Source organism: Streptomyces soli, assembly GCF_003999195.1.
GTDB classification, from domain to species: domain Bacteria; phylum Actinomycetota; class Actinomycetes; order Streptomycetales; family Streptomycetaceae; genus Actinacidiphila; species Actinacidiphila soli.
In genome coordinates, this window is the sequence record NZ_RJVR01000071.1 from 1 (window position 1) to 13,243 (window position 13,243).

Annotated in this window: 15 protein-coding genes and 1 pseudogene; 7 read left to right on the forward strand and 9 right to left on the reverse strand. The window is 71.7% G+C overall.

Going from position 1 to position 13,243, the window contains the following annotated elements:
- From EFK10_RS47035 to EFK10_RS05665, 4 genes and pseudogenes are all read right to left on the reverse strand, one after another.
- A pseudogene (locus tag EFK10_RS47035) lies at positions 1-283 on the reverse strand (hypothetical protein); the annotation flags it as partial.
- Positions 283-1,332, reverse strand: a complete 1,050-nt coding sequence (locus EFK10_RS05655; RefSeq protein ID WP_127354658.1) for a major capsid protein — start codon at positions 1,330-1,332, stop codon at positions 283-285. The pseudogene EFK10_RS47035 and the gene EFK10_RS05655, both read right to left, overlap by 1 nt.
- A gap of 13 nt (positions 1,333-1,345) precedes the next feature.
- Positions 1,346-1,756 (reverse strand): head decoration protein, encoded by a 411-nt coding sequence (locus EFK10_RS05660; protein ID WP_127354659.1) that lies wholly within the window; start codon positions 1,754-1,756, stop codon positions 1,346-1,348.
- A 134-nt stretch (positions 1,757-1,890) separates the two neighbouring features.
- Positions 1,891-2,586: a hypothetical protein gene (locus EFK10_RS05665; protein WP_164835839.1), complete on the reverse strand. Its 696-nt coding sequence runs from the start codon at positions 2,584-2,586 to the stop codon at positions 1,891-1,893.
- Positions 2,587-3,057: 471 nt separating this feature from the next.
- On the opposite strand from EFK10_RS05665, the gene EFK10_RS05670 reads away from it, so the two are divergent.
- The 4 genes from EFK10_RS05670 (at position 3,058) to EFK10_RS05685 (ending at position 6,377) form a co-directional block, all read left to right on the forward strand.
- Positions 3,058-3,450, forward strand: coding sequence for a hypothetical protein (locus EFK10_RS05670; RefSeq protein WP_127354661.1), 393 nt, complete (start codon positions 3,058-3,060; stop codon positions 3,448-3,450).
- Between the two features lie 441 nt (positions 3,451-3,891).
- Positions 3,892-4,188, forward strand: coding sequence for a hypothetical protein (locus tag EFK10_RS05675; RefSeq protein WP_127354662.1), 297 nt, complete (start codon positions 3,892-3,894; stop codon positions 4,186-4,188).
- Between the two features lie 93 nt (positions 4,189-4,281).
- Positions 4,282-4,872 (forward strand): carbonic anhydrase, encoded by a 591-nt coding sequence (locus EFK10_RS05680; protein WP_127354663.1) that lies wholly within the window; start codon positions 4,282-4,284, stop codon positions 4,870-4,872.
- A 68-nt stretch (positions 4,873-4,940) separates the two neighbouring features.
- Positions 4,941-6,377: a SulP family inorganic anion transporter gene (locus EFK10_RS05685; protein WP_240677015.1), complete on the forward strand. Its 1,437-nt coding sequence runs from the start codon at positions 4,941-4,943 to the stop codon at positions 6,375-6,377.
- Between the two features lie 329 nt (positions 6,378-6,706).
- Here EFK10_RS05685 and EFK10_RS05690 read toward each other — a convergent pair whose 3' ends face one another.
- The 4 genes from EFK10_RS05690 to EFK10_RS05705 form a co-directional block, all read right to left on the reverse strand.
- On the reverse strand, positions 6,707-7,954 hold the full coding sequence (locus tag EFK10_RS05690) for an MDR family MFS transporter (RefSeq protein ID WP_240677014.1): 1,248 nt from the start codon (positions 7,952-7,954) through the stop codon (positions 6,707-6,709).
- Positions 7,951-9,036, reverse strand: coding sequence for a PLP-dependent cysteine synthase family protein (locus EFK10_RS05695; protein ID WP_127354665.1), 1,086 nt, complete (start codon positions 9,034-9,036; stop codon positions 7,951-7,953). The genes EFK10_RS05690 and EFK10_RS05695 overlap by 4 nt, the downstream gene beginning before the upstream one ends.
- A 635-nt stretch (positions 9,037-9,671) precedes the next feature.
- Complete coding sequence (locus EFK10_RS05700) at positions 9,672-9,911, reverse strand: hypothetical protein (RefSeq protein WP_127354666.1); 240 nt, start codon at positions 9,909-9,911, stop codon at positions 9,672-9,674.
- Positions 9,912-9,993: 82 nt separating this feature from the next.
- Positions 9,994-10,590, reverse strand: coding sequence for a hypothetical protein (locus tag EFK10_RS05705; RefSeq protein ID WP_127354667.1), 597 nt, complete (start codon positions 10,588-10,590; stop codon positions 9,994-9,996).
- A 72-nt stretch (positions 10,591-10,662) separates the two neighbouring features.
- Between EFK10_RS05705 and EFK10_RS05710 the strand changes: the two genes are divergently transcribed.
- Positions 10,663-10,950 carry a hypothetical protein gene (locus EFK10_RS05710; protein ID WP_127354668.1) on the forward strand — a complete coding sequence of 96 codons (288 nt, stop codon included), beginning with the start codon at positions 10,663-10,665 and terminating at the stop codon, positions 10,948-10,950.
- Positions 10,951-10,960: 10 nt separating this feature from the next.
- On the opposite strand, the gene EFK10_RS05715 is transcribed toward EFK10_RS05710, so the two are convergent.
- Positions 10,961-11,320, reverse strand: coding sequence for an ArsR/SmtB family transcription factor (locus EFK10_RS05715; protein WP_127354669.1), 360 nt, complete (start codon positions 11,318-11,320; stop codon positions 10,961-10,963).
- A 64-nt stretch (positions 11,321-11,384) separates the two neighbouring features.
- Here EFK10_RS05715 and EFK10_RS05720 point away from each other — a divergent pair, with 64 nt between their 5' ends.
- Both EFK10_RS05720 and EFK10_RS05725 read left to right on the forward strand, forming a co-directional pair.
- Positions 11,385-12,551: a cation diffusion facilitator family transporter gene (locus tag EFK10_RS05720; RefSeq protein WP_127354670.1), complete on the forward strand. Its 1,167-nt coding sequence runs from the start codon at positions 11,385-11,387 to the stop codon at positions 12,549-12,551.
- Positions 12,552-12,740: 189 nt separating this feature from the next.
- Positions 12,741-13,243, forward strand: a 503-nt coding sequence (locus tag EFK10_RS05725) for a hypothetical protein (protein ID WP_127354671.1), incomplete at its 3' end; no start/stop codon positions are given.

Here is a 13,243-nt window from a genome sequence, read left to right on the forward strand (position 1 = left end):
TCTTGCGGGACCGGGAGCGGGCCGGCTTCACCGGCTCCGGTTCCGCCTCCGGGGCGGGCTCCGGGTCCGGTACCGGGTCCGGGACGGGGTCCGGGCCAGCGCCGTCGGCGTCGGGCTCCTGGTCGACGTCGCCGCCCTCCTCCTCGGCGTCGTCTTCCCACGCGTCGGGGTTGGTGATGGCCTCGGCCAGCTCCTCGTCCGGCTCGTCACCAGGCTGCAGGATCAGCTGCTCGTTCGTCTTCGGGTGCCGCACGTGCACCGCTGCTGCCAGCCGCCTCCCCATCACAGCACCTTCGCAGTGATGTGGCAGTCCGGGGCGAACAGCACCGGCATGGCGACGGCCGCGCCCTTGGTCCAGATCTGCACCGGGTCGTCCTTCGCACCACGGGTGATGATCAGGCCGGGGGCGTCCTCGCGGGTGATCGACGGGTTGGCGCCCCGCGACAGCGCCAGCGACTCCGCCGTGGTGCCGTACATGGTCTGGCCCCACTTCGACCGGTCCGGCGGCAGCATGATCCACCGGTCGTCCGGCAGGCACTTCGTGGCGACGTTGTCGACACGGACCTGCGCCCGGTACAGGGTGATCGGCGGCAGGCCGTAGTTGTCACGCACCACGTTGATCTGCTGCGGGGTCAGCGACGCGGTGGGCGTCGTCGCCGGGTTCACCGACCCGTAGTACGCCGCCCGGTAGGCGTTGTTGCCCGCCAGGTAGGAGAACACGCGCCGCGAGGTGATGACCATCTCGGGCATGGGCGCGCTGATGGAGTCCAGGTAGGACACCCAGCCCAGCTCATCCGCGATGGGGTCCGACGTCGGGTCGGACCACAGCTTCGGCGCGGTCGGCATGTTCGCGGCCGGGACACCGAAGTCGACGTCCAGGGTCAGGCCGTTCTCGCCGACCAGGGAGAACTTCCCGTCGGTGAGGACGTCACCGGCGGCCAGCTCCAGGCGGGAGTTGACGGCCTCGACGTGCCGCTCCACGTCGTCGTACAGCAGCTGCAGCAGCCGGTCCGCGTCAGCACCGCGGGACGTCTCCTGCAGGATCAGCTCCATCTCGCCGACCAGCAGCTTCTGGCCGAGCGCGGGCAGCATACCCTGCGTGGACGTCTGCCACGCCTGCCGGTCGGAGAACGGCACCGAGGCGTCGAAGGAGCGGTACTTGGCGGCGTTGACGTACCGGCCGGTGTTCTTGATCCGCCACATCACGTCGTTCACCGACACCTTGGCGAACACCGTCTGGGTGAGCAGGAAGTCGGCCGGGGACGGAATGTAGCGGGCGAACGTCGTCAGGTCCGCGACCGACACGTCCTTGATGAGGTCTTGCACAGTCATCGCTCAAGGCTCCTTACACGAACCGGATCTGGCAGACGGCGGACGGGGCGACCGCGGCCACGGCGACGGGCAGCTTCGCGGTCTTCACCGAGCCGTGCCACAGCAGCGCCGCAGGCACCTTCGTCTGCGCCGGCGCGAACAGCACCTCGGCGAACACGAACCCGGCCAGGTTCTGCCGGCCGTCAGCGTCGCCGACCGAGTACAGGCCGTACAGCCCGGAGGCGGTGATCTTGCCGACCGGAAGGCCGGACAGGAGCCGCGAGTAGGGGATCGTGGTGTCGGTGCTGGCGAAGAAGTGCGTGCCAGCACCGAACGTCGACATGTCCAGGGTGATGGTGTCGACGTTGTCGGTACCGTGCAGGCTCGCGAGCCAGGCACGGTCGGCCGTCAGGTTCTGGGTGAAGGTGACCGGAGAGACGGTCATGTGTCCTCCCGTGGACGCGATCAGATGGGTGATCGTCCGCTCACCAGCCGGTGGCGTCGTCCACGGGTAGGGGCGTGGTCCCCGTCAGGTCCGGCCTTGTCCCGCCGGTGGGAAGTCAGGTGGTGCGTGGAACGTCAGGTGGCGGCCGTGTAGCCCCGCTTGCGGGCCATCTCCGCCCCGGCCGCGCCCCGCTTGGGCACGTTGCCACCGCGCTGCGGGGGACCGCCCGCAGGAGAGCCACCAGGGGCGGCCGGCGGCACCTGCGCGGCGCCGAACAGCTCGGGGCGGCGCGTCTTGAGGGCGGCAGCGGCATCGGCGACGGCCTGCTCGTCGGCGTCGTCGTCGACGGCCAGCAGCCGCTCCGCGTCCCGAAGGTCATCGCCGCTCGCACCGAGGCCGACGAGGACGGCGCGGCGTACCGCGGCACGTTCCCGGGCCACGGCCAGCGCCTCACGCTGCTCCGCGACGGTCTGCGCCTCGGCGGCGGCCTGCTCGCGCCGCTCCAGGTCCGACAGGGCCGCGTTCTGGGCGTCGCGCTGCGACTGCACGAACGACGACAGGTCGTCGGTCTTGGCGAACCCCAGCTGCTCCACCAGGCGCCGCACTGCCGCACGTTCGCCCTGCTGCTTCTCCCTGGCGAGCAGCCGCGACAGCGTCTCCTGGTCCATCGGCTGCCCGGCCGGGGCAGCAGGCGGGGCAGGCGGGATAGTGGGGTCGCCGAGGAGGTCGTTGGACGGGTCGGTGGGGTCCGCGCCCACGATCGGGAAGATCGAGCGGCCGTCACGTCGGTGACCGATGGGCGTCTTCGGGTCGGGCAGCGGGCGGGCCATCACGGTGTTGTCCTCCAGCAGCAGCGCCCCCGCGCCGACGATCAGTGTAGACCTGGTTCGAGCCTGTCTCGCAGGCTTCGCTTGCTCAGAACGCCGAACCGGCTCGGCGCCCCGTGTCGTCACCTCCGCACACGAGCACCCCTGGGTCGACCTTGGCGTTGGACCGGTGGTGCGCTGGTGGTTAGCGGGGGCCGGGACCGGGTGAGCGTTGGCCCTGCCCAGATGTGATGCGCCTGTCCTCTCGGGCGGCCCGTACCGTCCACGCGGCCACCCAAGGGCTGGGCGGGAGGCCCTGCCTTCATGCCCGGCCACCGGAAGATCACCCAACCAAGAACCCTGTTCGAAACCCAGGCTCCACGATCGGTAGGACAACGGGCGCCCAGGGTGGTCAGAGGATGACCGGCAGGCCCGTACGTGGCACTCGGCACCGTCGGCGAGCACAAATAGCAATCACATGGTTACTCTGAGTGTGTGATGCTGTGGCGGTTCCTGAGCGCCCGGCCGCGGTATGCGGCCGTTATCGGCATGGCCTTGATGCTGTCCGTTCTGGTGCATCTGGGCACGACCTCGCACGACAGCGCCGGAGCCACCCCGCCGACCGCGCAGCTCCACGTACCCACCGGGTCGGAAGCTCCCGCAGCGCAGAGCGTGGGAATTGCAGCCCAGACCACCCGCCCGGCGCCGCAGCATCCGCACCTGGCCGAGCACCCGAGCCACCCGCCCCGCAAGACCCCCCATCCCCAACCGGCGTCCCCGGCGCCCGGGACAGCCCTGTTCGTGCCGCGCCCGGCGCGCGGGTCGGCCGCACCCGCCGCGCACGCCGGCGCCGCCGCCCCGGTCAGTCACAGCATCCTGCGCTGCTGAGCCGCGCCCCGCGACGTCGCCTCCCTGGGCGCGGTCGCGCGCCCGCCCAGCCAAATCCCCCGGATACCGCAGGAGTGTTCCCGCATGCCTATCGACCCCGTCGCAGCCCTCGGCGCCTACCTGCGCGCCCAGGCCCACCCTGTGTCCCGATCCCACAGCGAACCCGCGCGCCCCACGACCGGCCGACCGGATCAGCCGGCAGAACCGGAGCCGGACATGTCGGTCTTGCAGGGCCCGGCAGAAGAGGACTGACAGATTCCGGTCGCGGCTGCGGTGGGATTCGGCCACAGCCGCGACGGGAACCATCCGCGGGCGCCGGCATGTCCGCAGAACAAGATCGCTGTCCGCTCGCTGTGCGTCGAGGGAGGAGGATGACGGTGCCGTTGTCGGCTATCGTGCGTACGCGCCCCACGCCAGTCCTCGCCCTGTTACTGCTGGTGCTTGTCCATGCTGTTGGTGCCGCATTCCGGGGACGGCGGCCCGGCACCGGCGCCCGCTTTCCTCGCGGCATCAACCGCGGCCGACGACAGTGACCGCGACAGCGGCGCCGCCTGGGGCTTCCTGCACGTGGACATGCCCGACCACGACGACCACCCGCCGCGCAAGGACACACACCCCGATGTCGTCGCGGCAGCCGGCGTCGCGGCCCCGCTGCCCGCCGTTGCCGTGCCCGCCCGCGTCTGGGGCGGGGCCGCCCCCGAGCACGCCCTGGACACGCGTACGGTCCTGCGCTGCTGAGCCCGCCGGTTCCTCCACGTTCCCGATGACCCCGTGACGATCCGTGCCCCCAGGCGCACGCCTGCGCCCGGGGGCACGCTGGAGGTACGCACCATGCAGGCATTGATCGACCATGCCCGTTCCTTCCACCATCACGCCGCCGAGCGTCGTGAGGAGTTCAGCCGCTTGGCCGACGGCCAGCGGCCCCAAGCGCTGTTCATCACCTGTTCCGACTCGCGTGTCATCCCCTCGATGATCACCGGCGCCCGGCCCGGCGAGCTGTTCGAACTGCGCACGGCCGGCCAGTCCGTTCCCCCCTACCGCGCTCTGCGGCCGAGCGGCGAGGCCGCGACCATCGAATACGCCGTCCAGGTACTCGGCATCCGCGACATCGTCGTGTGCGGCCACTCCCACTGCGGCGCCGTCCGCGCCCGGATCGACGGCACCCCCCTCGGGCACGCCCCGGCGGTCCGCGACTGGCTGCGCCGAGCCGTGCAGCCCGGCCTGCCCGACCGCGGTGACCCACACCTGGCCGAGGCCGTCCAACGGCACGTCCTGACCCAGCTGGACAAGCTGCGCCGCTACCCCTGCATCCGCGCCCGCGCCGGGAATGGGGAGTTGCGTTTGCACGGCTGGTTCTACGATCTGCCCACCGGCCGGGTGCTGGCCCACCAGCCCCGCCCCGACTCCTTCCTCCCGCTGTGAGCGCCCGCCACGTAGCCCGCCCGACGGCGCCGGACCGGGCGAGGCTCACCCCCGCCACGGCCCGGGACGTGCTGCGTCGTGACCTGCCCGCCTCCGTCGTCGTCTTCCTGGTCGCCATGCCCCTGTGCGTTGGCGTGGCCGTCGCCTCGGGCGTGCCGGCTGAACTCGGCCTGATCACCGGGATCGTCGGCGGCCTGGTCACCGGCCTGCTGCCCGGCAGCAGCCTGCAGGTCAGCGGACCTGCCGCCGGGCTGACGGTGCTGGTCGCCGAAGCCGTCCGGGAGTACGGGCTGTCCGCCCTCGGTGTCCTGGTCCTGGCTGCGGGCGTACTGCAACTGCTCATGGGTGCGCTCCGGCTCGGCCGGTGGTTCCGCGCCATCTCCGTCGCCGTCGTCGAGGGCATGCTCGCCGGCATCGGCCTGGTCCTGATCGCCGGTCAGCTGTACGCCATGGCCGGCGCCCAGGCCCCGGCCGGCGGTCCGTCCAAGCTGGCCGGGCTGCCCGGCCTGCTCACCGGAGCTGTCGGTTCCCCCCAGGCCCAGGCGGCGCTCGGCCTCGGCGCGGGCACGATCGCGGTGATGACCGGGTGGAAGAAGCTGCCGCGACAGGTGCAGGTGTTGCCGGCGCCACTCGCCGCCGTCGCACTGGCCACCGCCGCCACGGCGTTCTTCGACCTGCCCGTGGCCAAGGTCGAAGTCCAGGGTCTGCTGGACGCCATCCAGCCGCCGTCACCGGCCGCCATCAGGCAGCTCGCCGACGCGGGTGTCATCGGCACCGTGCTCGCGTTCACCCTGATCGCCTCAGCGGAAAGCCTGTTCAGCGCCGCAGCGGTGGACCGCCTGCACGACGGGCCACGCACCCGGTACGACAAAGAGCTGATGGCCCAGGGCGCCGGCAACGCGGTCTGCGGCCTGCTGGGCGCACTGCCGATGACCGCCGTCATCGTGCGCAGCGCCGCCAACGTCCAAGCCGGCGCCCGCACCAAGGTGTCCCGGGTGCTGCACGGGGTGTGGCTCCTGCTGTTCGCCGCGCTGCTCCCCGCCGCGCTCGCCGTCATCCCGGTCGCCGCGCTCGCGGGCATCCTGGTCCACTCCGGCTTCAAGCTCATCCCGGCCAGGGAGTTGCGCGCGCTGTGGCACGGGCACCGCGGCGAGGCACTGATCCTGGTCACCACGGCCACAGCGATCGTCCTGGTGAACATGTTCGAGGGCGTGCTCATCGGCTTGGCCCTCGCTGTGGCGAAGTCCGCCTGGGACACCTCACACGTCCGCGTGACCGTAGAGCACCTTCCCGACCAGAGCATCCGCATCCGCCTTACTGGGAACGCCACCTTCCTGCGGCTGCCCAAGATCCTCGATGCCCTCGACGCGCTGCCCCCGGGACGCCGCATCGACTTCGATCTCGATGGCATCAACCATCTCGACCATGCCTGCCACACCGCCCTCGTCCAGTGGGCCGACCGCTATCGCACCCAGCCGGCGGTTCCCGCCGGCACGGCAGCCTGACGTGTCCGACTCCAAGGGCAGCGGCACGGGACGTGCGCCCATCACGAAGCCCGGCGCTGCCGGGGCGGAAGGTGCCGGACACCACCGGGACCCGCCGGGTCCACCGCCCGGGTCGGGGTGCGTCCCGTCCATCACTGTGGAGACGAGGTCGTTGACGAAGCCCGGGGTGTCCCGACCTGCGGAGCCGTGGGGCCGTGGTGGAAAGGCGGAGGAGGGTGAGTTCATGGCAGGCACCCGTGATCATGATGGCGGATCTTCGTACGGACGGCCGCGTTCACAGCGCCACGCCAGAGCGGCGGCCGTGGCGCCGCGCCACGGCCGCTGACCGGTCATACGGCCGGGGCAGCCTCCGCCGGGGTGGGGGCCAAGCGGCCTGAGCGGCCCAGGAGATGGACGGCTGCCGCGCAGGCCAGGCCGAGGCTGGCCAGGGACACCCAGGGCAGGGCGGCCAGGCCCGCGCGGCGGGCGGCGTCGAGGGCGGCTCCGGTGAGGAGATTGCCAGCGGTGATGCCGATGCCGCAGATGGTGTTGTAGAGGCCGTAGTGGGTGGCGACGAGCCGGTTGCCGGACAATGCGACGATGGTGTCCATCTCGAAGGGGTAGACGATCATCGTGGCGACGGCGAGCAGCAGCCCGCAGCCGATCGCTGCGGCGATGGTGCCGATGGGTACCATCAGCGGCAGGAAAGCTGCGCCCATCAGGACCAGTCCGGCGGTGATTGCCCGCTGCGGGGTCCAGCGTCGCTTGCACCAGGCGGTGACGCGGGTCTGGCCGAGGATGGTGGCGAGTCCTGAGACGGCGAACAGTGCGCCGACGGCGACCGTTGCGGTGGTCCCGTTGTGGGTGCCCTCGCGGAGGGCCATCGGCAGGGCGAGGTAGACCTGGAAGGACAGGACGTACGAGCCGGTCATGGATGCGGCGAAGAGCAGGAACGGGCGGTTGGCCAGCACCTGCCTCCACTGCCGGGCGACGCTCTCGCGCACGCCGGCCTCGGCGCCTCGGGCCGGTGGCAGGGCGCGGAGTTGTACGAGGGTGAGGGCCGCGAAGACGGCGGCTGACACCAGGCAGGTGAGCTTGAAGTCGATGCCGGTCAGGGCGAGTCCGACGAGCGGCCCGACCAGGATTCCGGCCTGGTAGAAGACGTTGAACAGGGCGAAGGCCTCGACCCGCCGCTCGCCGGCGTCGCGCGCGAGGTAGGCGCGTACGGCGGGGTTGAACAGCGCACCGGCGAAGCCGGTCGCCGCGGAGGCGGCCAGCAGCCCGGGTACGGAGTCGACCACTCCGAGGGCTGCGAAGCCGACGGTGCGCAGGGTGCAGCCGGCCACGATCAGCGGCTTGTAGCCGAAGCGGTCGGCGAGGGTGCCGCCGATCAGGAACATGCCCTGCTGGCTGAAGTTGCGCATGCCCAGAATCAGCCCGACCAGCCAGCCCGCCAGGGCGAGTTCACCGGACAGGTGCTGGGCGAGGTAGGGCATGAGCATGTAGAAGCCGAGGTTGATGGTGAACTGGTTGAGCAGCAGCAGCTGCACACTGCGGTCGAAGCAGCGGAATTGTCCGAGCATGCCTGAGGTCGTCATCGTCCAGCCTCCAGGGGATCGGTGACGCGGAGGCAGCGCGTCCAGCGGACGGCCTCCCCGTCACTGGGGCTCTTGAACTCCTCCGGCTCCTCGGCCGGCGGGGTGTCCAGCAGGCCGTGGTCGCGGCAGTAGTCGTCGTTGTAGACGGTGGACAGATAGCGGTGCGGCCCATCGGGAAAGACCGCCGCGATACGTGTGCCGCGCGGGTACGTACGGGCCGCCCACCCCGCGACCAGCGCGACCGCCCCGACGCTCCAGCCGCCGGACGCGTAGTGGAAGCGGGCCAGCTGGCGGCAGGCCCACACCGCCTCGCCCGGGGCGACCCAGTGCACCTCCGCGAACTGCTCGTACGCGACGTTGCGGGGATGGATGCTGCTGCCGAGGCCGCGCATCAGGCGGGGCCGGGCGGGCTGGCCGAAGATGGTGGAACCGGTAGCGTCCACGCCGATGACCTCCAGGTGGGGGAAGCAAGCCCGCAGGACCCGGCTGACGCCGCCCGAGTGCCCGCCGGTGCCAACGCTGCTCACCAGGACGTCGATCCGGCCGAGCTGGGCGATGAGTTCATACGCCAAGGGTTGGTACGCGTCGACATTGTCGGGGTTGTTGTACTGATCGGGGCACCACGACCCGGGTGCGGCGGCCAGGAGTTCGGCCACGCGCAGGCGGCGGGCCTCCTGCCAGCCCCCGGTGGGGTGCGGGTCGCTGACGACGTCGACCCTGGCGCCCTGGGCGCGCAGCAGCCGTTCCATGTCGGGCTCCAGGCCGGGGTCGGTCACCAGGGTCACCGAGTGGCCGTGGATGCGGCCGGCCAGGACCAGGCCGAGGCCGAAGGTACCGCTGGTGGACTCCACGACCGGCGCACCGGGGCTCAGTTCGCCGCGTTCGCGGGCTCGGGCGGTCATGTGCAGGGCAGGGCGGTCCTTGATGCCGCCGGGGTTGAAGCCCTCCAGCTTGGCCCAGAAGCCGCGCCCGGGCGGCGTGAAGGGTTCGCAGATCCACAGGAGGGGGGTGTTGCCGACCGCGCTGGCGAGCGAGCAGCCGGGGGCGTCGTGGGGAAGGGCCGTGGTGGATGGAAGGTTCATCGTGACTGCTTTCTGGTCGCGGGGAAGCGCCGTACGACAGCGGCTCACCCCGCCCGCGTGGCGGCGTGCGGGCATGGGTGAGGGACCGACGGCTCGGTCCGGGCGACGGTCTTCTAGATACGCCAGAGGCAGAGGCGGGACTGTGTGCCTGAACCTGCCGATATGGGTGCGAGGCAGTTCTGTGCGGGCTGCCGAAGGGAGTGCGGGGCACCATCGGTGCCGGGCGCGGGTGCGACGGGAGTCGCCTGTGCTCCGCGAGGCGGGCCCGCGCGGTGCCCGGTCCGTACCCATGACGACTGCGGCACGTTGCGCGCACAGTGATCGCCCGGCTGGTGCCGGGCGGGCGCGGAGGGCACGGTGTCGGCATGCACGGCATGCAGAGGGAGCACCGGGTGCACATGCAACGGTGAACCGGCGGCAGTGCAGCAGAAGGCGGCAAGCAGCGCCAGGAGCAGCGCCAGAAACCCTCTGTAACCGTGATCATGCACAGAGTGGACATTATCGGACGTATTGACCACGGAGCGTTAGCGGGAACCTCGTGTGCTTGTCGCGATCCACGTGACGACACCCCGCGTGGCCTCCGCGAGCCGGAACACCCGCCCGGTCGCTCGGGGTCGGGTGCTCCGGCAGCCTGGCTAGCGCGTGCGCCGTTCCTTCCTCTCCGTCGACTGCAGGCCGGGGGCAGGCGGATCCTCAGACGACGGGTGGCGTCTGCTGTGCCACAACTGCTCCGCCAGCAGGAACAAGCCGATGGCGAGCAGGCCGATGATGATCGTGTAGGACACGACGGCCATCGCGCTGACGTCGTCGGCGGCCGGGTCCTGCGGGACGCAGGCCGAGCCTGCCCGGCACACCGCGAAGAGGTGCGAGGGCATGTGCGGACACTCCGAAGGTGTCGGTGACGGGCACGCCGCGACCAAGGCGACGCGTGAGGGAAGTCGGCGGAGCGTCGGTGCGCTACGGCCCGCAGCGCACTACGTGGTGCAGGAGCCCGGTCAGCACTGTGTGCGGAGGCGGGGCAGGCGGGGCAGGCGGGCTGGGCAGTGGGCCGGTCGGCCGGGCGACGTGCGGCAGCCGGACCAGCAGAGCGTCCAGGAGGCGCCGGACCCACTCACGCGCGCACCCTGCGGCGGCATGGGTCAGACGCGTCGGCAATGCGCACGCCTGGTAGATGGCACCGGCCAGTGCGAGAGCTGCAAGGACGTTCAGGGCGGTCATGGCCGGGCTGTTGTGGTGCCATCCCGGTGGGAGCCGGAAGTGATCGTCCAGGTTCGCGGCAGGCACGGAGGTGCTGGTCGCCTCCAGCCAGGCAGGCAGCAGTGCCTGCACCGCCACCGCGGCGGCTGCGGCGACGCGGCGCATGCCGGCGTAGAACACGGGAAACGAGCAGACGAACACCGCGACCGCCGCAACCGCCAGGGCAGGCCAGGAGATGGCGGAGTCGGCCACCGCATGGTGCTGTGCCGCCGCGAGGGCGCTGCCGGACAGGGCGAAGCCGGTCGCGCGCCCGGCACTGCCGAGCGCGCTGCGGTCGGTGAGGGGACGCATGCGCATGTCCGGTCCATCATGGTGTGCCCGCCACGACACGTGGGCGGTTTGCCGGATACGTGGGTACGAGGCCCGGCCGTGTGCAAGGGGCCCGACTATGCGGGATCGGCTGGTCGGTTCCGTACGGCCAGGGCGTCACTCGCCTACTTCCGGCCGCCGCGCAGCAGGCTCGGCCGGCACCTGATCGGCGCGCTCACCGGCCCGGCCATGGAGCACAACCCAGTGGACCTGCTCGACGACCTCGCCGCCGAGGCCGGCTTCACCCCGCAGGCGCCCGGCGACGTGCGCCCGTGGCTACGCTACGTGCAGGCGTCGCGGCCTGAAGCCATGCAGCGAGCGGGGCGCTGCAAACGGGTTTTCCGATAAGGCGTCCGCGTCAGTCGTGGCGGGGGATGCCGGAGAGTTGGTGGTCGGCGTGGCTGAGGGCTTCGGCGACCAGGCGGGCGAGGTGGCCATCGGTGAGGGCGTAGACGACGCGGCGGCCGTCCTTGCGGGCGGTGACCAGGCCGGCGAGGCGGAGCTTGGCCAGATGCTGACTGACCGCCGGGCGGGCGGCGCCGACGGCTTCGGTCAGCGTGGTGACGTCGGCCTCGCCTCCGCCGAGGGTGTGCAGAAGCGCGAGGCGGGTGCGGTCGGCGAGCAGGCCCAGCGTCTCGGCGGCGCGGGTGAACTGCTCGGCGCCCGGCTGTTGCGGGTGCGAACCATGCGCACCTGAGAGGTGCATGCGTGCGCTCATGCGTACATAATGGTGGAGGGCGCGGACCGTGTCCACTTGCTGCCCACCCACGAGAGGCGATCCCGTGAGCGACGAGCACCGTCACGACCACGACGACCATGACCACACCCATGGCCACGGTGACGGCGACGGCGACGGCGACGACTATGGCCATGACCACGGCCAGTCGCACAGCCACGACCACGGTCACGACCACCCGCATGAGCACGGCCACGGCCACGGCGGTGGTACGCGCTCCGGCCGCTGGGCGCGGCTGAAGCACCAGGTCGCGCATGTGGTGAAGCCGCACTCGCACGAGGCCGCCGACAAGGTCGACGCCGCGATGGAAACTTCAGCCGAGGGCATGCGCACGCTGTGGATCTCGCTGGCGATCCTGGGGGTGACCGCGATCTTCCAGGCGGCGATCGTGTTTCTGTCCGGATCGGTGGCGCTGCTGGGCGACACCATCCACAACTTCGCCGACGCGCTCACAGCGGTGCCCCTTGGTATCGCTTTCGTGCTGGGCCGCCGCGCGGCCAACCGCCGGTTCACCTACGGTTACGGCCGGGCCGAGGACCTGGCCGGGATCGTCATCCTGCTGACCATCACCGCCTCGGCCGCCTTCGCGGCCTGGGCCGCGGTCGACCGGCTGCTGAACCCCCGGGACATCGGCTACCTGCCGGCGGTCGCCATGGCCGCGGTGGTCGGCTTCATCGGCAACGAATGGGTGGCCCGCTACCGCATCCGCACCGGCAAGAAGATCGGCTCCGCGGCTCTGGTCGCCGACGGGCTGCACGCCCGCACCGACGGCTTCACCTCACTCGCCGTACTCCTGGGCGCGGGCGGCGCGGCACTCGGCTGGCGGCTCGCCGACCCTATCGTCGGCCTGGCGATCACCGTCGCGATCCTGCTGGTGCTGCGGGACGCCGCCCGCGAGGTCTTCCGGCGGATCATGGACGCCGTCGACCCCGCCCTCGTCGATGCGGCCGAGCAAGCCCTGCTCGACGTGCCAGGTGTACGAACGGTCGGTGAGCTGCGGCTGCGCTGGATCGGCCACCGGCTGCGCGCCGAGGTCGCGGTCGTCGTCGACGGTGACCTGACCGTACGCCAGGCTCACCAGGTGGCCGTCGATGCCGAGCACGCCCTGCTGCACGCGGTACCTCGGCTGGCCGCCGCCTTGGTGCACGCCGACCCGGCCCCGATGCCGGGCGCGACCGACCCGCACGCCGAACTGGCCCATCATGCCGCCTGAGAGGTGACGGGACACCGTTTTCGGCCGGATCGGTCAGATCAGGTGGCGGGGTCGCAACAAGCCGCCGCCGGTGATGGCTGATGGCTGATGGCTGATGATGGTCCGGCCATGTCGTCATCGATGAGCGGAACCGTGGGAGCGCACCGGACCGGTGCGTTCCCACGTGCTGCCCGGGCGGCGGTGTTCGCGGTGGTCAGTACCGTTCTCGCGGTCACCGCGCACCATCTGGCCTCCGGCCACCCCGTGCCGTGGGGTGCCGCTCTGTTCGCGGCCGTGGCGCTGTTCGCGGCGGCCGCGCCGGTGACGCGTGTGCTGCACTCGCTGCCGGTGGTGGCGGCCGCCACGGTGGCCGCCCAGGCAGGCCTGCACCTGTGGCTCGGCCGGGCCACCGGGCACTCTGTTCATGAGGCGCATGAGGCGCACCATGCTGCGATGCCGATGGCGCCGATGGATCCGCCCAGCCTCCACGAGGCCTGGCACGCCGGAGACCACAGCGGCTGGGTCATGACCGCCCAGCACCTGGTGGCGGCCCTGCTGGTGGCCTGCTGCCTGCAGCGCGCGGACGCCGCCACCCGGGCGGTAGCGCGTACTGCCGTGGCGGCCGGGCGACAGTTGCGGTCCTCCCTGGCCGCGCTGCTCGCCCGTTTGCCGCGCGGCGGCCGCCGACTGCCCGCCGGGGCGCAGCACGCGCG

Bases quoted from the DNA above. Each gene is read 5' to 3' on its own strand.
- EFK10_RS05655 (WP_127354658.1), bottom strand. From the start codon at position 1,332: ATGACTGTGCAAGACCTCATCAAGGACGTGTCGGTCGCGGACCTGACG.
- EFK10_RS05700 (WP_127354666.1), bottom strand. From the start codon at position 9,911: ATGCCCTCGCACCTCTTCGCGGTGTGCCGGGCAGGCTCGGCCTGCGTC.
- EFK10_RS05715 (WP_127354669.1), bottom strand. From the start codon at position 11,320: ATGAGCGCACGCATGCACCTCTCAGGTGCGCATGGTTCGCACCCGCAA.
- EFK10_RS05690 (WP_240677014.1), bottom strand. From the start codon at position 7,954: ATGACGACCTCAGGCATGCTCGGACAATTCCGCTGCTTCGACCGCAGT.
- EFK10_RS05705 (WP_127354667.1), bottom strand. From the start codon at position 10,590: ATGCGCATGCGTCCCCTCACCGACCGCAGCGCGCTCGGCAGTGCCGGG.
- EFK10_RS05680 (WP_127354663.1), top strand. From the start codon at position 4,282: ATGCAGGCATTGATCGACCATGCCCGTTCCTTCCACCATCACGCCGCC.
- EFK10_RS05665 (WP_164835839.1), bottom strand. From the start codon at position 2,586: ATGGCCCGCCCGCTGCCCGACCCGAAGACGCCCATCGGTCACCGACGT.
- EFK10_RS05695 (WP_127354665.1), bottom strand. From the start codon at position 9,036: ATGAACCTTCCATCCACCACGGCCCTTCCCCACGACGCCCCCGGCTGC.
- EFK10_RS05660 (WP_127354659.1), bottom strand. From the start codon at position 1,756: ATGACCGTCTCTCCGGTCACCTTCACCCAGAACCTGACGGCCGACCGT.